This is a genomic window from Acrocarpospora pleiomorpha (assembly GCF_009687885.1).
Classification (GTDB): domain Bacteria; phylum Actinomycetota; class Actinomycetes; order Streptosporangiales; family Streptosporangiaceae; genus Acrocarpospora; species Acrocarpospora pleiomorpha.
Map to the genome: position 1 here is coordinate 18,802 of NZ_BLAF01000034.1, position 18,647 is coordinate 37,448.

General features: G+C 70.3%; 7 protein-coding genes. 3 read left to right on the forward strand and 4 right to left on the reverse strand.

Annotated features, from left to right (window positions below):
• From Aple_RS28025 to Aple_RS28040, 4 genes are all read right to left on the reverse strand, one after another.
• A partial coding sequence (locus Aple_RS28025) for a sulfotransferase family protein (RefSeq protein ID WP_174889889.1) occupies window positions 1-623 on the reverse strand: 623 nt, incomplete at its 3' end.
• A 97-nt stretch (window positions 624-720) separates the two neighbouring features.
• The gene (locus tag Aple_RS28030; protein ID WP_155347715.1) at window positions 721-3,576 is read right to left on the reverse strand and encodes a CARDB domain-containing protein; all 2,856 of its coding nucleotides are present in this window, start codon (window positions 3,574-3,576) and stop codon (window positions 721-723) included.
• 184 nt (window positions 3,577-3,760) lie between these two features.
• Window positions 3,761-4,390 carry an HNH endonuclease family protein gene (locus Aple_RS28035; protein ID WP_155347716.1) on the reverse strand — a complete coding sequence of 210 codons (630 nt, stop codon included), beginning with the start codon at window positions 4,388-4,390 and terminating at the stop codon, window positions 3,761-3,763.
• Between the two features lie 540 nt (window positions 4,391-4,930).
• The gene (locus tag Aple_RS28040) at window positions 4,931-6,280 is read right to left on the reverse strand and encodes a condensation domain-containing protein (RefSeq protein WP_155347717.1); all 1,350 of its coding nucleotides are present in this window, start codon (window positions 6,278-6,280) and stop codon (window positions 4,931-4,933) included.
• Window positions 6,281-6,587: 307 nt separating this feature from the next.
• On the opposite strand from Aple_RS28040, the gene Aple_RS28045 reads away from it, so the two are divergent.
• From Aple_RS28045 to Aple_RS28055, 3 genes are read left to right on the forward strand one after another with little or no spacing between them, the layout of a single operon-like run.
• Window positions 6,588-13,073, forward strand: coding sequence for a non-ribosomal peptide synthetase (locus tag Aple_RS28045; RefSeq protein WP_155347718.1), 6,486 nt, complete (start codon window positions 6,588-6,590; stop codon window positions 13,071-13,073).
• A complete protein-coding gene (locus Aple_RS28050; RefSeq protein ID WP_155347719.1) occupies window positions 13,070-18,406 on the forward strand; it encodes a non-ribosomal peptide synthetase/MFS transporter in 5,337 nt (1,778 codons plus the stop codon). Before Aple_RS28045 ends, Aple_RS28050 begins: the two co-directional genes overlap by 4 nt.
• Complete coding sequence (locus Aple_RS28055) at window positions 18,403-18,576, forward strand: MbtH family protein (RefSeq protein ID WP_155347720.1); 174 nt, start codon at window positions 18,403-18,405, stop codon at window positions 18,574-18,576. Before Aple_RS28050 ends, Aple_RS28055 begins: the two co-directional genes overlap by 4 nt.
• The last annotated feature ends 71 nt before the right edge of the window (window positions 18,577-18,647 follow it).

The window sequence follows — 18,647 nt, forward strand, 5'->3', positions numbered from 1 at the left end:
GTGGTGAGGATGTCCTGGTCGACGCCGAGGAAGGCGCAGATGCGGTTGAGGGTGGGCGCCGGGCGGTCGAGCAGGTCGCGGTAGCGGAAGAGCAGGACCTGGTCGCGGGGGAACAGGGTGTAGAGGTGGGCGAGTTGCTCGCCGTAGCGGCCCAGGGAGATGTAGTGCCAGAAGGGGGCCCAGCCGGCGCGGATGCGCTCGGGTTCCTGGGCGCATGCTTCCAGGAAGTCGCCGATGGGTTCCAGGCCCGCGGACCAGAGGTGGGTCCAGTTGGAGTGGGCGCGTTCGACCGGGTCGCGGAGGGTGACGATGAGCTTGGCGTGCGGGATCAGGTCGTGGATCCGGCGCTGGGCCTCGCGGTCGTACAGGTAGAACGGGGTGGATTCGCCGTTGACGAAACCGGGGCGGAATAGGGCCTCGTAGTCGGGGCGGCGCCAGATGTGCTCGCGGTACGTGTCGGCGTCGCCGGGGCCGCCGGTGGTGGGGGGCGGGCCGTCGGTGAGGAAGAACTTGGGCTCCTTGACGGCGGACAGGTGCAGCTGGGGGTGGCCGGCCAGGGCGGCGTGCAGGGCGGTGGTGGCGGCCTTGGGCGCGCCGATCACCAGGAAGTCGGGCAGCGGCATGGGCAACCTCCTACTTTTCCTACAAATTTAGTTGGTAATTACCTCCCCTGCAAAGAGGCAGCGCCTCCTGGATGATCCGGGAGGCGCCGCCAGGTGATCAGTAGCGTTCTGCCACATTCGCGTTGATCTCCGTGAGGATCAGCGTCGAGTCGGTGTAGCGGATGAGGTTGGCCAGGGTCTGGGGCTGGGCCAGCGTGGCCTGCACGTAGCGGACGGCGTCGCCCACTGTGTTCAAGCCTAGGCGCTGGATGGTGATCGTACGGATCTGGGTGCCCGCGTTGATCCTGCGGGTCGCCAGGTTGAGGCTGGTGGCCAGGAGTTCCGCCCGGAGCTTGCGCGGCTGGACCGCCGGCGGGAACAGGACGGCCGAGGCCTCAGACTGGGACAGCGCGCCGTTGGGGGTGGAGTTGTCCGCGCCATCGAAGCGGGTGTCCGTGGCCTGGACGCGGGCCAGGGCCTCCGGGGTGCGAAGGTCGGTGCGGACCATCCACAGAGCGGAGACCAGCGGCTGCCGGCTCGGCGCGACCGCGGTGATCGAGGTCTGCGAGGAGCCCGTCACCGGGTCGAACGCGCAGCCGTTCGTCCCGCCGTAGGTCACGGCGGCGGTGCCGGTCACCGTGGCGCCGGCCTCCAGGAGCAGGCTGGGCCGCGCGGTGAAGACGACGGCGCCCGTCCCGGCGGCGGCGACCGTGCCGAGATTCCATGTCAGGGTCGTCGTGCCGTCGGCGTTCCTGGCCACGGAGGCCGGGCGGGGACCGGCGCCGGTGTCGAGAGCCGTGCTGTAGTACACGTCCGCGGGGAGCGTGTACCTCAGGGTGGCCCCGGTGGCGGCGGCGCTGCCGGTGTTGCGGTGGGTCACCGTGTAGGTGATCGCCTCACCGGCGTTCACGCTCGCGGTCGCGGCGGAGGTCACCGCCATGACCGGCACGTGCGCCCTGGTCGTGGTCGTGGCCGTGTTGTCGGCCAGGGTCTCCGCCGGCTCCGGGGCGCCCTCGGCGTTCTTGCCGGTCACCGCGGCGGTCGCGGTCAGCGTGACGCCGTCGGCGACCGTGCACGGCACCGTGTACGTGAACGTCTCGGTCCTCGATCCGCCGGGCGCCAGGTCGGGGACCGTACGGGTGACCGGATCGCCCACCGGTGGGGTGAAGGTCACCGAGGTGGCGGTCGAGCCGCTGCCGCCCTTGTTGCCGATGATCACGGTCGCGGTCACCGTGTCGCCACCGGCCGCGTCGGCCTTGTCCACGGTCATGCCCGCGGTCAGGTCGGCCGAGGTCACCTTGAGCGCCGAGTCACCGGTCAGCTCCGGCACAATCGGGCCGTGCGAGCCGTCGGACCAGTACGGGCTGCTGGTGAAGCTGTACTTCAGCCGGTCCCAGTCCGGCGGACTGAGCAGGGTCTCGGTGTTCGAGGTGTTGGTGCAGCCCGGGTCGATGGTCGGGATGTGGTTGATGTTGGCCTGCGCGCTGGCCGAGAACGGCGGGCCGTCGCCGGTCCAGTCGATCGGCGCGCTCGCGGAGCCGAGGGTCCAGTTGCCGCCGACCCCGTAGATGACCGGCCGGGCGACGCCGGCCACGCCCGGGTTCTGGGTCTCGTCGAGATCGTCTTCCTTCAGGTTCGCCTTGCCGAACCGCTGGTAGTCGAGCGGGCGGTTGCCGTCGATGTTGGCGAACTGCCAGGAGTAGCTCATCACGCTCTGGTAGTTCGGCTTGCAGTTGAGGTCGTCGACGGTCCCGTTGTCGCGGCGCCCGCCGTGGCCCAGGCCGAAGGTGTGGCCCAGCTCGTGCAGCAGGGTGGCCTGCTCGGCGGCGGCCCTGCCGCCCACGTTGGTGAACATGTTGGCGGTCCAGACGCCCAGCGAGACGACGAAGTCGTTGCCGCCCTGGTCGTGCAGCTCGGCCCGGCCGGAGGTGGTGCCGCTGTTGGTCAGCCCGTTGATGAACAGGCCGTACCGGAACCGCTGGCGCTTGAAGTTGAGGATGTCGGTGCACAGCGGGCTGGCCCGGTCGGCGGCGCTGCCGAATCTGCCGGTGGCGGTGGCGCCGCAGGCCATGGCGGGGTTGCCCTGTTTGATGTCGTCGAAGTCGTCGTACGTGCCCGTGGGCCGTACATCGGCGAAGTCGATCCTGGCGGCGAACGGGACCTGCTCGTCTTCGATCAGGTGCAGGGCCAGGCCGGACGCGCCGGTCTGCGTGTTGGTCACCAGGGCGTTGTTGAACACCTGCTCCACCCTGCTCAGCACGCCGGGCTGCGGCTTCAGGCCGGCCATCCAGTCGATCTCGACGTAGATGTCGCGGCGGGTGGGATCGGCGTCTGGCAGCGTCATGTCGACCACGTTGTCGTTGTTGAAGTCCCGGCCGCGGAACTCCTCGTAGTCGGTGAATCCGTCGCCGTCGGAGTCGGCCGCGCTGGCCGGGGTGATCTCGAAGCAGACCTGTACGGCCGGCTTCGGGTCGGCCCCGAAGATCCCGCCGCCCGCCTCGCCGTTGCCGGCCACGCAGCCGGCGGACGAGGTCAGGTCACCGGTGACCGTGCCGTTGATCATGTTCACCTTGACCCGGGTGAACGGGTCGCCGACCCGCGGCGAGGTGTCGGCCCAGTCGTCGTCGCTGGTCGAGTCGTGGTCCTTGATCAGGATGGAGATCTCCTGTTCGACCACGGTGGTGGGGATGTCCCGGGTGAGCTCCCAGAACGGGGCGACCTGTTCCTGGTCCTCGGCCGCTCTCGGGGTGGTGTGCACGGGGAATCCGGCGAAGGTGATCTCGCCGTAGAAGTCGGGTGCGCTCTCTCCGGCGGCTTCGAGCCCTTGATTGCGGCAGGGATCGATGCAGTTCACCAGGAGGATGCGCACGGTGAGCGGCTGGGTCGCGGCCGCTCGTGCTTGGGCGGGAACGATGGACAGGCCCGCGATGACCAGGAGGAACGCGAGCGCTGCCCGTAAGGGTCTGATCAGCATATTTGCAACGATGTGGGGATTACGGGTGGAGGGCATGAGTAGCCCCGTACTCAACCGAACACGCTGCGTGGTGATTTGACCAGGCTTGATGGGGTTTGCTCTAGCGGCGGTGGATTGGGCCATGCTGGTGAGGGCTGCCGTCGCTTGGACCGGCGGCAGCCCCCGGTGGGTCAGCGGCCGGGCGTCAGCAGCTGCCGAGCATGCTGGAGAGGGCGGACTTCTCCGAGCTCTGGAGCTTCAGGGCCCACTTGTACTTCACGGCGATCCAGGCCTTGGCGTAGGTGCAGTAGAAAGCGGTGCGGGAGGGCTTCCAGGCGGCCGGGTCCTTGTCGCCCTTGGACTGGTTGACGTTGTCGGTCACGGCCCAGAGCTGCGGGCTGGACAGGTCGTTGGCGAACTGCTCGCGCTTGGCGGTGGTCCAGGCGTTGGCGCCGGACTTCCAGGCCTCGGAGAGGGGGACCATGTGGTCGATGTCGACGTCGGAGGCGAGCGTCCAGGTGGCGCCGTCGTACGGGCTGTACCAGCTGCCGGAGGTGGCGGCGCAGCTGGAGTTGACGACGACGCCGGTGCCGTCGCGCTTGAGCACGGTCTCGCGGGTGTTGCAGGTGCCGGAAACGGTGCTCCAGTGCGGGAACAGGTCGCGGTCGTAGCTGGAGGCGTTGGCCTCGTTCGCGACGGTCAGCGCGGCGAGCTGGGAGGTGGCGGTGGCCGTGGACGGGATGCCCGGCGGAGTCGCCGACGCGGGCCCGGCGAGCACGGTGCTGAGGGCGACAGTGGCGCATAACGCGGTGAAGAGCGCGAAGACTCGCTGCACGAGTCCCTCCTTCTGTCCGCAACCCCGGCCAGGGGTGATCCTGGACGCCAACGGGGCTGGACTAAGTGGGACAGTCGCATTCCCTCACAAACGCTGAAATATCAGCCTTTGACTATCCAGATGGGGATCATTCGTGTGATCCCGCCCGATGCTCGCGCGTGTGGCGCGCTGATCAGGAGATATGGCGCGGACGCCCTTTGCTGGGCATCCGAACTCGACGTGAAGTTCGTGTTAACAGGACATTTGCGGCGCAACGGCACCATCCCTAACAGCCGGAGATATCCCGTTTTGAGACGCGGGTGTTGCGGTTGGGGGTGGGCGTGATCGAATGCCCGGAGCGGTTCCGGTCGTAGGGTGGCCCGTTGTGCTTGGCGCGGCGGTCGAGAGACGGCGGTGTGGGTGTTCGCAGGGAGCGGGGAGCAGAGTCCGCGCCGATTGCCAGGCCCGCGAATACCGAGTTTCGGATTAGCAGATTTCCGCTTATCGGGTCGCTGCTTACCGGACTTCCGGTTACCGGGCTTTCGCTTGTCGGGGCGCTGGTCAGCGGGTTTCGGCGAGTTCGGTCAGCAGGGTGGCGAAAGTAGCCGGGAGGGCGCGGATCTCGGCGGGGGAGAAGCGGGCCAGGCGGCCGGTGAAGGCGAGTTCGTACTGGTCGCCGCGAGGGGTGGCCGACAGGGTCAGGTCGAGGGTGGCGTCGTCGACCTCGTGGTCCCAGACCTCGGCGGTGAGGCCGTTCCAGTCGGCGGGGGGTTTGGGGTCCTCGCGGTGGATGAACGAGGCCTGGAAGACGGGATGGATGCCGGGGATGCGGGGGATGCCCGCCTTGGAGACGAGCGTGTCGAAGGGGATCTCGTTGGCCAGGGCTCCCGCGGCCGTTTCCCTGACCCGGGTGAGCAGGGCGGCGAAGGTCTGGCCCGCGGGCAGGGCCACCCGCAGCGGGATCATGTTGACGAAGGTCCCGACGACGGATTCGAGCTCGCGGCGGGTCCTGGAGGCGGAGACGATTCCGACGTTCAGGTCGCGGTGGCCGGTCATGCGCTGGAGCAGCACGGCGTAGGCGGCGCACAGGGCCACGAACGGGGTGGCCGGGCTGTCGGCGACGCGGCGGAGGCGGTCGACGGTCTCGCGCTCCACCCGGATCATGCGGGTCGCGCCGGAGCGGGCGGCGGTCTCGGCCGGCTTGCCGCCGAACAATGGCGGCGGCAGGCCGCGCAGCCGTTCGGCCCAGTACGGCAGGCGTTCCGGCAACCGCCGCGCGCTGCGCTCGGCGGACCAGGCGGCGTAGTCGGCGTACTGCACGGAGGGCGCGGGAGGTTCCGTACCGGAATAGAGGGCGGCGAGGTCGTCGGCCACGATGGCGAGGGAGCCGCCGTCGGCGGCGATGTGGTGGCAGACCAGGAACAGCCGGTGCTCGGACGGCGAGATCCGGTAGACGGTCAGGCGCATGAGCGGGCCCGAGGTCACCGGAAAGTGTTCGGCGCTGGCCGTTCTGGCGAGGGCGAGCGCGGTGGGTTCGCGGTCGGCTTCCGGCAGCCCGCTCAGGTCGGCGAATTCGAAGGGCGCCGGGAGGCCGGGCCGGATGGTCTGGTACGGCTCGCCGTCCACGAGCGTGTAGATCGTGTGCAGGGCCTCGTGCCGGGCGATCAGCGCGGTGAAGGTCCCGGCCAGGCGGGCCAGATCGAGCGGGCCGGTGAGCCGCACGCCGAGCGTGACGTTGGGCGCGGCGGTAGGGTCGGACTGCTGGGCGAGCCAGATGCGGCGCTGTTCGTGGGAGCACGCGAGCGGCGAGCCGTCCCGGGGGATCGGGATCACTCCCTGCGGAGCGGCCTTCTGGGCGAGCAGCCTGGCTACCAGCTCGCGCCGTCGATCGGCCTGCTCGGGCAGGGGCATCCCGTGCTCCTCTCTGATTTCGGGTACGGCAGAGAGGCCTGGGAGCGCTCCCAAATCAGCATAGAAGAAACCGCCCCCGGCGCGTCAAGCCCCAATTATGGGCGGATTAAATATCCCCAGATGAAAGCCGTATTCTCGGCGAATCTTTCTGAAATATGGATGATCTATTGACGCCGTCACACACGAAATCTAGCCTCAGAATGCGTGGGAACGCTCCCACGCCATACGCGCTCCCCCTTACGGCGGTGCGGCTTTTTCTGATGCCTGCCCTCTGGTTGCCTGACCACCGGCTTGGGAGACACGAGCGATGACCGAAACGACCGGCGTGCAAACGACCAGGGTGCACACGACTGAGGCGCACACGACTGGGGTGCAGACGACCGGCGTGCATACGCGTTCCGAGTTGCCGCTGCCGGACGTCCCGACGATCGTCGACCTGTTCGAGGAACGCGTCGCCGAAGGCCCGGATCGGGTGGCGGTGGTGGCACGCTCCCGCACCATGACATACGGCGAGCTGAACGAGGCCGCCGAAGCCGTCGCGGCGCGATTACAGCGGGCCGGGACCGGGCGCGGGGACCTGGTCGCGCTGTTCGCGGATCGGTCCGCGGAGATGCTGTCCGGACTGCTGGGCGTGCTGAAGGCGGGCGCGGCCTACCTGCCGCTCGACCCGGGCTACCCGGCTGCCCGGATCGCGATGGTGCTCGGCGACTCAGGCGCACAGGCCGTGCTCACCCTCACCCACCTGCGCGACAGCCTGCCGCCATTCACCGGACCAGTGCTAGCCCTCGACGAAACCACCCCTGACGAGTCCACCCACGGCGAGTTCGCGCCCCACATTGAGTTCGTGAAATATCCGCATAAAAGGTCCGACAGGGCATATGTCCTGTACACGTCAGGTTCGACCGGCCGTCCCAAGGGTGTCGTCATCCCGCATGGCGCGCTGCTTAATTTCCTCTGGTCGATGCGCGACATCCTGGACGCGGGCCCCAGTGACGCGTGGCTCGCACTGACCTCCCTTTCCTTCGATATTTCCGGACTTGAGCTGTACCTGCCGCTGATCACCGGCGGCCGGGTGATCGTCGCCGACGCCGAGACGGCCAGGGACGGTGCGAAACTCCGCGACCTGATCTCCCAGCAGGGTGTCACCCACGTCCAGGCCACCCCCTCCGGCTGGCGCGTCCTCCTCGACGCCGGTTTCGCCGCGAACGTCGTCGGTCTGGTCGGCGGCGAGGCCCTTCCCGTCGCCCTGGCCAGAACCCTCGCCGACCGCTGCGCCCGCCTCATCAACGTTTACGGCCCGACCGAGACCACGATCTGGTCCACCTCCTGGGAGGTCCCTCGGGGCACCGCGTTCGTCAGCATCGGCGCCCCCATCGGCAACACCCAGGTCCACGTCGCCGACGACCACCTGAACCCGGCCGAGGAAGGCGAACTTCTGATCGGCGGCCTCGGCGTAGCCGACGGCTATCTCGGCCGCCCCGCCCTGACCGCCGAACGTTTCATCCCCGACCCCTACGGCAGCCCGGGCGCCCGCCTCTACCGCACCGGCGACACGGTCCGCCTGCGCGAGGACGGCACGCTCGACTTCCTCGGCCGTTCGGACAACCAGGTCAAACTCCGCGGCCACCGGATCGAACTCGGCGAGATCGAGACGGTCCTGGAGGAGATCCCGGGTGTCCGGCAGGCCATCGTCACCGTGCATAAGGACGTCCTCGTCGCGTACATCGTGGGCGAAAACGTTGAGGGCAAGAACGAGGACCCGAGGGAGGCGCTGGCCGAGCGGTTGCCGCCGTACATGGTGCCGTCGATCGTGGTGCCGATGGCGGCGATGCCGCTGACGCCGAACGGCAAGGTGGACCGGCGGGCGCTGCCCGCGCCGGTGGCCGGGGCCGGGGAGATCGAGCCGCGCACCGAGTCGGAGCGGGTCGTGGCCGAGGCGTTCGCCGAGGTGCTCGGCCTGGAGCGGGTCGGCGCGGACGCGGACTTCTTCGCGGCCGGCGGGCACTCGCTGCTGGCCACCAAGGTGACCGCCCGGCTGACCCGGCGGCTGGGCGTGGAGATCCCGGTCGGCGAGCTGTTCGCGGCCCCGACCGTGGCGGGTCTCGCGGCGGTCCTGGACGGCCTGGACACGGTGTCGGTGCCGTTGGAGCCCCGCCCGCCCGGCACCCCGGTGCTGCTGTCGCCCGCCCAGGAACGGCTGTGGTTCCTGCACCGCTTCGACCCGGGCGACGCCTCCTACAACATGCACCTGACCCGGCTGCTCCGCGGCCCGCTCGACGTGCCCGCCCTGGAGGCGGCGCTGGCGGCCACGATCGCCCGCCACGAAGCATTGCGCACCCGCTTCCCCGACGTGGACGGCCGCCCGGTGGCGGTCATCGAGGAACCCGGCGAGGTCCCGCTCGACCATCTGGCCGCCGCCACCGAAGCCGACGCCCGCGCGCTGCTGTCGGCCCGGGTCAACGCGCCGTTCGACCTGGCCGCCGCCCCACCCGTCCGGATCTCGCTGGTACGGCTGCCCTCCGGCGACCACGTCCTCTGCGTCGTCTTCCACGCGATCGCCGGTGACGAATGGTCGCTGGACGTCCTCGTCGAGGACCTGGCCGACCCCGGCAGGGACGCCCCCGCGGTCCAGCACGGCGACGTGATCGCCTGGCAGCAGGGCCGGGAGGCGCTCGGCGTCGGCGCCGACGCGCTGCGGCACTGGCGGGAACACCTGGACCGGCTCCCGGTCCTGCGCCTGACCACCGACCGGCCGCGCCCGGCGGTGGCGTCACGTCGGGGCAGCTCGATGCGCGTGCGGATCCCGGTGGGGCCGTTGGAGCAACTGGCTCAACGCCATGGCACGACGTTGTTCACCGTGCTGCTCGCCGCGTACCAGGCGGTGCTGTCGGCGGAGACCGGCCAGCACGATTTCGCGGTCGGCGCGCCCACGGCGGGCCGGGGCAGGGTCGAGCTGGAGACCGTGGCCGGGCGGCTGGGCAACGTGCTGGTGCTGCGCGCCGACCTGTCCGGAGACCCGACGTACGCGGATCTGCTGGCGCGGGCCCGGTCGACGGTGCTGGCGGCGATGGCGCACGAGGAGATCCCGGTCGAACGCCTGCTCGCCGACCTGGACCTGGCCAGGGACACCGGCCAGACCCCGCTTTATCAGACCATGCTCGCCCTGGACACGACGCCGGAGCCGGTCGAGATCGCGGGCGCGTCCTGCGTGCCGTTCGACCTCGACCACGTGCCCGCGCGATTCGACCTGACGCTGGACGCCTGGCGGACCGCCGACGCGCTCTCCCTCGTGTTCACCTACGACGCGAACCTGTTCGACGACACCAGGATCGACGCTCTCGCCGCGCGGTTCACGGCGCTGCTCGACGCCGTCGTGGCAGGCCCGGAGCGCCCGCTCGCCGACCTGCTCTTCCCGGGCGTCACGCTCGGCGGCGCGGCCTGGCGGGCCGAGGGACTCGCCGCGCGCCCGGTCGTCCGCGCCGAACCCGCCCCCGCCCAGCGAACCGGACGCCCACCGGCCAACCCCGCCGAACGTCTCATCGCCCGCGTGTTCGGCGAGGTCGTCGGCGTGGACGGCGTCGGCGCCGACGACGACTTCTTCGCGCTCGGCGGCAGGTCCCTGCTGGCCCCGCGCGCCGCCGCCCTGCTCGCTAAGGCGTTCGGCGTGCCCGTCCCCGTCCGGGCGCTGTTCGCCCACCCCACCGTCGCCGCGCTGGCCACCGCGATCGGCGCCGATCCCGGCGTGATCCCGCTCGAACCCCGCCCCGAGGGCGCGCCGGTGCCGCTGTCGGCCGCCCAGGAGCGGCTGTGGTTCATGGACCACTTCACCCCCGGCGACGCCTCCAGCAACATGTACCTGGCCAGGCGGCTGTACGGCCCGCTCGACCGGACCCGTTTCGCCGCCGCCTTCACCGCCCTGGCCGCCAGGCACGAGTCGCTGCGCACCCGCTTCCCCGCCGACGACGGCCGCCCCCTCCTGGTCATCGACCCGCCGCGCGAGGTCGAGATCGAATGGGCCGAACTGCCGGAACGTGAGGCGCGGACGTTCTGCGCCGAACGGGTCAACATCCCGTTCGACCTCGCGGCGGCGCCGCCCATCCGGGTGTCGGTGATCCAGGTCGGCGCCGAAGATCACGTGCTCTGCGTGGCGATGCATCACATCATCGCCGACGGCTGGTCGATCAACGTGATGTTCTCCGAGCTCGCCGCCCTCTACGAGGGCGTGGACCTGCCCCCGCTGCCCGTCCAGGCCGGAGACGTGTCGATCTGGCAGCTCAAGCGGGAAGCCCTCGACGAGGGCGAGGCCGCGCTGGCGCACTGGAAGGAGAAACTGGCCGGCGTCCCCGCGCTGGAACTCCCGCTGGACCGGCCGCGCCCGCTCGACCTGGTCAGGCAGGGCGCGGTGCACAACGAGCACGTGCCCGCCGACCTGGTGGCCGGCCTTGAATCGGCCGGCCGGGAGAGCGGCGTCACGCTGTTCATGGTCCTGCTCGCCGCCTACCAGGCCCTGCTCGCCCGCCACACCGGCAAGCTGGACTTCGCCATCGGCTCGCCCACGGCGGCCCGGAGCCGGGTCGAGCTGGAGTCGGTGATCGGGTATCTCGCGCACACGCTGGTGCTGCGCGCCGACCTGGACGGTGATCCGCCGTTCCACGAGCTGCTGCGCCGGACCTGGGCCACGCTGGTGGACGCGCTCGCGCATCAGGAGATCCCGGTCGAACGGCTCAAGTCAGTCCTTGGCGTACGGCGCGAGCTCGGGCAGACGGCCCTGTTCCAGACCATGTTGATCCTGCACAGCCAGACCGCCGAGGGCAACATGCCGGACACGTTCGCGGGGTTGCGGCACGAGCCGTACAACGCGGGGGCGATCAAGACGGCGTTCGATCTGACGCTGACCGCGTGGCCGGCGCCGGACGGGCTCAACCTGGTCTTCGACTACGACGCGCGGCTGTTCGACGCGCGGACGGTGCAGCGGCTGGCGGCACGGCTGGTCGAGTCCCTGTACGACATCGCCGTCGACCCGTCGACCCGCCTGTCCGTCCTGTCGATGCGCACCCTGGACGACGACGCGTTCCTGGCCGAGTCGACGCGCGGGCCGGAGTTCGCGCTTCCGGCGCCGACGATGCTCGACTTGGTCGAGTCGAGCGACCGGATCGCCGTCGATGGCATGACATATGCCGAACTCGACGCGGCGTCGCGGCGGCTCGCGGTGCGCCTGCGGCGGCTGGGCGTCGGGCGCGGCGACGTCGTCGGGGTGCTGGCGGAACGCTCGGTGGCCTCGCTCACCGGGATGCTGGCCGTGCTGAAGGCGGGCGCGGCCTACCTGCCGCTGGATCCCGCCTATCCCGAGGCGCGGCTCGCGTTCGTGCTGGACGACGCCAAACCGCGCGCCCTGCTCACCGACGGCGAGGCGACCTGGGACGGCCCGACCATCCGGCTCGGAGAGCCGATCACCGAGGACGGCGAACTCGACGTCGGGGTCCTCCCCGAGGACCCCGCCTACGTGCTCTACACCTCCGGCTCCACCGGCCGCCCCAAGGGCGTCGTCGTCCCGCACCGCGCGCTCGTCAACTTCCTGCTCTCGATGCGCGACCTCCTGGACGCGGGCCCCGGCGACGTCTGGCTGGCCCTGACCTCCCTTTCCTTCGATATTTCCGGACTTGAGCTGTATCTGCCGCTGATCACCGGCGGGCGGATCGTCATGGCCGGGAACGCGCTCGACGGCGAGGAGCTCGCCCGGCTGATCACCGAGCAGGGCGTGACCCACGTCCAGGCCACCCCGTCCGGCTGGCGCGTCCTCATGACCGCCGAGCTTCCCCGGGTGACCGCCCTGGTCGGCGGCGAGGCGCTGCCCTCGGGCCTCGCCCGCGACCTGCGCGCCCGCGTCTCCCGCCTGATCAACGTGTACGGCCCGACCGAGACCACCATCTGGTCCACCGCCTGGGAGGTCCCCGAGGACCCCGCCGAGATCACCATCGGCCGCCCGATCGGCAACACCCAGGTCGCCGTCGTCGACGATCTGCTCCGCCCGGTCCCGCCCCGCGCTCCCGGCGAACTCGTCATCGGCGGCCTCGGCCTGGCCCACGGCTACCTCGGCCGCCCGGCCCTGACAGCGGAACGATTCGTCCCAGGACCCGGCGGAACCCGCCTCTACCGCACCGGCGACCTGGTGCGCTGGCGCTGGGACGGCACCCTCGAATTCCTCGGCCGCAACGACGACCAGGTCAAACTCCGCGGCCACCGGATCGAGCCCGGCGAGATCGAGTCCGTCCTCGAAAGCCTTCCCGCGGTCCGTCGGGCCGCGGTGACAGTCCGCGCCGACAACCTCGTCGCGTACGTGGTGGGGGACACCACCGGCCTGCGCGAGCAGCTGATCGCCCGCCTGCCGTCCTCCCACATCCCCAGCACCTTCGTCCGCCTGGACGCCCTCCCGCTCACCCCCAACGGCAAGCTCGACCGCCTCGCCCTGCCCGACCCGCAGCCCTCCCGCGAAGAGGCGTTCGTCGCGCCGAGAACCGACGCCGAAGCCCTGGTCGCCGACGTGTGGAGCGAGCTGCTCGGCCTGGAGGGCATCGGCGCCTTCGACGACTTCTTCCTGCTCGGCGGCCATTCGCTGCTGGCCATCCGGGTGGCCGCCAGGCTCAAGGCCGTGGTCGGCGTGGAGGTGCCGATCCGGACCATGTTCACCCACACCACCGTCGCAGACCTCGCGGCGACCGTCGAGGACATCCTGCTCGCCGAGCTCGACGACCTGTCCGACGAGGAAGCCCTGCGCCTCATGGAGTCCCCGTGACCAGTACACCTGACCTGTCTCTGGCCAAACAGGCCCTGCTCAAGCAGCGCCTGCGGCGCCGTACGGCGGCGGCCTCGATCTCCCCCCGCCCACCCGGCACGGTCCCCCCGCTTTCCCACGCGCAGGAACGCCTGTGGTTCCTCGAGCAGTACCGCCCCGGAACCGCGTCCTACATCGTCCCCTTCGCAGTCTGGCTGGATGGCCCGGTCGACCCCGGCAACCTCAGGAACGCGCTGATCCAGGTCACCGAACGGCACGAGACCCTGCGCACCAGCTTCACCACGTCCGAGGACGGCCTGCCCGCCGTCGTGATCTCCGACGAGCCCGTGATCGACCTGACGATCCTGACCGCGGACACCCCCGAGCAAGCCAGGGACCTGATCTCCGCCGACCTGGCACGCCCGTTCGACCTGGCCAGCGGGCCGCTCCTGCGCACCACGCTGGTGAGCCTCGGCCCCAGCCAGCACGTGCTGCAACTCGCCGCCCACCACGCCATCACCGACGGCTGGTCCGGCGACGTCCTCCTCGGCGACCTGCTGGCCGCCCTCGAGGGCCGCCCGCTCACCCCCCTCCCCATCCAGTACGGCGACTACGCCGCCTGGCAGCGCGAACGCAGCGGCACCCCCGCCTACCAGGCCGACGTCACCTACTGGCGGGACCGCCTGGCCGGGGTCCCCCCGCTGGAACTCCCCACCGACCTGCCCCGCCCCGCCGAACAGGGCTCCGCCGGCGCCGGGTACGGCTTCGGCGTCGACGCCCGCCTCGAAGCCGCCGTGGGCGCGCTGGCGACCTCGTGCGGGGCGACGCCGTACATGACCTTCATGGCGGCGCTGCAGGTGCTGCTGTCGCGGTGGTCCGGGCAGGACGACTTCGCCGTGGGCAGCCCGGTCAGTGGGCGCGGCCTGCCCGAGCTGGACGGCATGGTCGGCATGTTCGTCAACACCCTGGCCATGCGCGCCGACCTGGACGGGGACCCCACGTTCACGGAGCTGCTCGGCCGGGTCAAGGAAGCCGCCCTGGACGCGTTCTCGCATCAGGAGCTGCCGTTCGACCAGCTGGTGAACGAGCTGAACGTCGAACGTGATGTGAGCAGGACGCCGATCTTCCAGGTGATGTTCGCGCTGCAGAACTATGCCAGCGGTCCCGCGTCCGCGCCCGGCGCGGTGCAGGTTAGCGGGTTCGCCGCCGACGTTCAGGTGAGCAGGTTCGACCTGGCCTTCTACCTGTACGAGGGCTTCGAGGGCATGGGCGGTGCGATCATCTACAGCACCGACCTGTTCACCGAGGACACGGTCGCCCGCATGGCGGCCTCGCTGGACGCCCTGCTGCGGTCGATTGTCGCCAATCCGGACGCCAGGATCTCCGAACTCGACCTGCTGCCGCCGGGGGAGCACGAGCGCGTGCTTGCCCTGGGGACCTCGGAACCGGCCGCGCGGCTCGACCGCGACCTGCTGCACGACCTGGTCACCGCCGCGGCGGAGCGCACGCCGGACGCGCCCGCTGTCGTGTTCGGTCCGGATTCGCTCACGTTCCGCGAGCTCGACCAGCGTGCCAACCGGCTCGCGCACCGCCTCAGAGATCAGGGCGTCAGGCCGGGGGATCGGGTGGCGGTCTGCCTGGAGCAGTCGGCGGAGCTCGCGGTGGCCATCGTCGGAGTGCTCAAATCGGGTGCCGCCTATGTCCCCATAGATCCGGAACTGCCCGCCGAGCGGGTGGCGTACATGGTGGCGGACGCCGGGATCAGGATCGCGGTCACCACCGAGGAGCTGCTGCCGGACGGGCTCGCCCCCGTCTACGTGGACGACCAGGGCGGACAGGACACACCCGTGCACAGCGGGGTCACTCCCGGCGATCTCGCCTATGTGATCTTCACATCCGGGACCACCGGACGGCCGAAGGGTGTCGCCGTCCAGCACCGCGAAGTCATGACATATCTGGCGGGCGTACACGAACGTTTCCAGGTCGAACCCGGTTCGGCGTTCGCGCTGCTGCAATCCCTGGCGTTCGACTTCGGCGTGACCGTGTTCTACCTGTCCCTGATGACCGGCGGCTGCCTGCACCTCCTGCCCTCCCGAACCGCCGCCCCCGACTTAACCGAATATTTCCGCAGACGTCCCGCCGACTACCTCAAGATCACGCCCTCCCACCTGGCCGCGCTGCTCGCCGAAGCCGAACCAGCCGAGATCCTGCCCCGCAAGCTCCTCATCCTCGGCGGCGAGGCGGCCCCCGCCGAATGGGCCGCCGACCTGGCCACCCGCGTCCGCGTCGTCAACCACTACGGCCCGACCGAGGCCACCGTCGGCGTCACCACCCACGAGGTCACCGCCGGCACCGGCCTGCTGCCCATCGGCCGCCCGCTCCCGGGCGCGCTGGTCCGGCTGCTCGACGCGCATGGCCGGCCGGTCCCGGTAGGCGTACCCGGCGAGATCAACCTCGGCGGCGAGCGCCTGGCCCGTGGTTACCTGAACAGGCCCGCCCTCACCGCCGAGAAGTTCGTCCCCGACCCCTACGGCCCGCCGGGCACGCGCCTGTATCGCACCGGCGACCTCGGCCGCTGGCTGCCGGACGGCGCGCTCCAGTTCCTCGGCCGCCGTGACCTGCAGGTCAAGGTCCGCGGCTACCGCGTCGAACTCGGCGAGATCGAGACCGTTCTCGCCACCTACCCCGGCGTCGCCCAGGCCGTCGTCGACCTGCGCGACCAGCGCCTGGTCGCGTACCTGGTCGGCGAGGAGTCCGGCGAGCTGCGCGCCTGGCTGAAGGAACGCCTGCCCGACTACATGGTCCCCGCCCGCTACGTCTGGCTGGACCGGCTGCCGCTCAAGTCGCACGGCAAGGTCGACCGCGCCGCCCTCCCCGACCCCACCGGCGGCCCCGCCCTCGGGGCCGAGTTCACCGACCCCGCCACCCCCATCGAGGAGACCGTCGCAGCCATCTGGGCCGCCGTGCTCGGCCTGGAACGTGTCAGCGTGCTGGACGACTTCTTCGACCTCGGCGGCCACTCCCTGCTCGCCATGCAGGTCGTCGCCCGCCTCCGCAAGGCCGGGCACACGGCGACATTGCTGGATTTGTTCAAGCATCCGACTGTCCGCGAACTCGCCCACCTTCTCGACCCCGACACGGTCAAGGGCCCCGACCGGCTGCTCCACCGCCTCACCCCGGCCCGGACGACCACCGCCACCCTCGTCTGCGCGCCCTACGGCGGCGGCAGCGCCGTCATCTACAAACCCCTCGCCGACGTGATGCCGGCCGACTGGGCGCTCTATTCGCTGGCCGTACCGGGAAATGAGCTGGGCGAGGAACCCCGGCCCATCGACGAGGTGGCCGCCGCGTACGCCCAGGAGATCCTGGACACCGTCACCGGACCCGTCGTCATGTACGGCCACTGCGGCCTCGGCGTCATGATCACCACCAAGGCCGCCAGAATCCTGGCGGCGGCAGGACGCCCGGCGGAGGCCGTCTACCTGGGCGGAGTCTTCCCGTTCGCCCGCCCGCGCGGCCCGATGGCCAGGTTCGGCGAGTGGTGGGACGAGCTCGGCGGCGACCAGGGCAGGATCAACGCGCTCAGCGCGGCCGGGCTGGACGTCTCCGAGTTCGACCAGGACGAACTCCGGCTGATCGTCAAGAACCGCAGGGTCGGCACCCGCGAGGCGGAACGCTACTTCGCCCAGATCTTCGAGCAGGAGCTGACCCCGCTGACCTCCCCGGTCATCGCCGTGGTCGGTGAACGGGACCCGGCCGTCGAGTACTACCAGGAACGTTTCCGCGAGTGGCACTGCGTGGCCGAAACCGCCGCCTGCGTCGTCCTCGACGAAGCCGCCCACTATTTCATGAAATATCGGGCGGAGGAGCTGGCGGACATCGTCACCGGCACCCACCGGGCCATCCTCGCCGAGGACACCGCCGCCCTCGAACGCACCACCGGCGAGGAGACCTGGTGGCTGCAGGGCGTCTCCCGCCGGGGCGCCGAGCAGGACGTGCGGATCGGCCCCAAGCCCAGCATGCGCCGCTTCGCCGCGCTGGCCGCCGGGCAACTCGTCTCGATCACCGGCTCCGCGCTGACCGAGTTCGCCCTGCCGCTGTGGATCCTGCTCACCACCGGCTCCCTCGCCAACTTCGCCCTCTTCTCCGTCCTGGCCCTGGTCCCCGGCATGCTCGCGGCCCCCCTGGCCGGAACGGTGGCGGACCGCTTCGACCGCCGCAAGGTCATCCTGTTCAGCGACATCGCGGCGGGCAGCACCCAGCTCGCCCTCGGCATCCTGACCTGGACCGGCAACCTCCAGGTCTGGCACATCTACCCGCTCCTGGTCAGCCTGTCGATCGCGCTCACCTTCCAGCGCATCGCGTACGGCTCGGCGATCCCGCAGCTCGTCCCGAAACGATTCCTCGGGCACGCCAACGGCCTGATGGGCATGGTCAACGGCATCGCGCTGCTGGTTGTGCCGCTCATCGCGGCCGGTCTGATGGCGGTCATCGGGCTCGGCGGCATCCTGATCATCGACGTGGTCAGCTACTCGGTCGCGATCATCACCGTGCTGCTGGTCCGCTTCCCCAAGACGATGGCCTGGCGTCGCCGCGAGCCGATGCTGACCGAGATGATCAACGGCTTCAAGTACACCTGGGGCAACTACGGCATCCGCCGCATGCTGCTGTTCTTCGCGGTCGTCAACCTGTTCATGTCGCCCCTGTTCCTGCTGATCTCCCCGCTGGTGCTGTCCTTCGCCGAACTCGCCGACGTGGGCCGGGTGACATTCTTCGGCGGACTCGGCGTCTTCCTGGGCGGCCTGATCATGACGATCTGGGGCGGCCCCCGGCGACTGCGGCTGCGCGGCCAGCTCTGGTCCACGGTGGCACTCTCGGCCGCCGCGATCGTGGTCGGCTCCCACGAACACCTGCTGGTGATCTCCGCCGGCGTGTTCGGCATGTTCCTGTCGCTCACCGTGCTCAACGGCATCTACGCCACGATCATCCAGGTCAAGGTCCCGCAGCGCTTCCAGGGCCGGGTCTTCGCGCTCAACCAGCTGATCGCGTTCTCCACCCTGCCGCTCGGCTACGGCCTGGTCGCCCCGTACGGCACCGCGCTGTTCGAGCCAATGTTCGCCCCCGGCGGCCTACTGGCCGACACCGCCGGCGCGGTGATCGGCACCGGCGACGGCCGCGGAATCGCCTTCATGTACGTGCTGTTCGCCCTGATCATGGCCTCCGCCGTGTTCGTAGCGCGCTGGATCAAGGGCCTGTGGCGCTTCGACGAACTGGTCCCGGACGCCCTGCCCGACGACGTGATCGGCTTCGAAACCCTGAAGAACCGATCCTTTAAGAAGAAGGAGAAAGTGTGAGCGAGTATCTGGTCGTACTGAACGACGAGGAGCAGTACTCGATCTGGGCCGCCGACCGCCCGGTCCCGGACGGCTGGCGCACGGAGGGCTTCTCCGGCGAAAAGGAGGCATGCCTCGCCCACATCGAAGAGGTCTGGACAGACATGCGCCCCCTCAGCGCCCGCCACTGACTTTGTAAACAGGTCGTTCCCTTAGGCGGCTCCGCTGCTCAGAGGCCCATCGCGATCCCCGCGATGGGCCT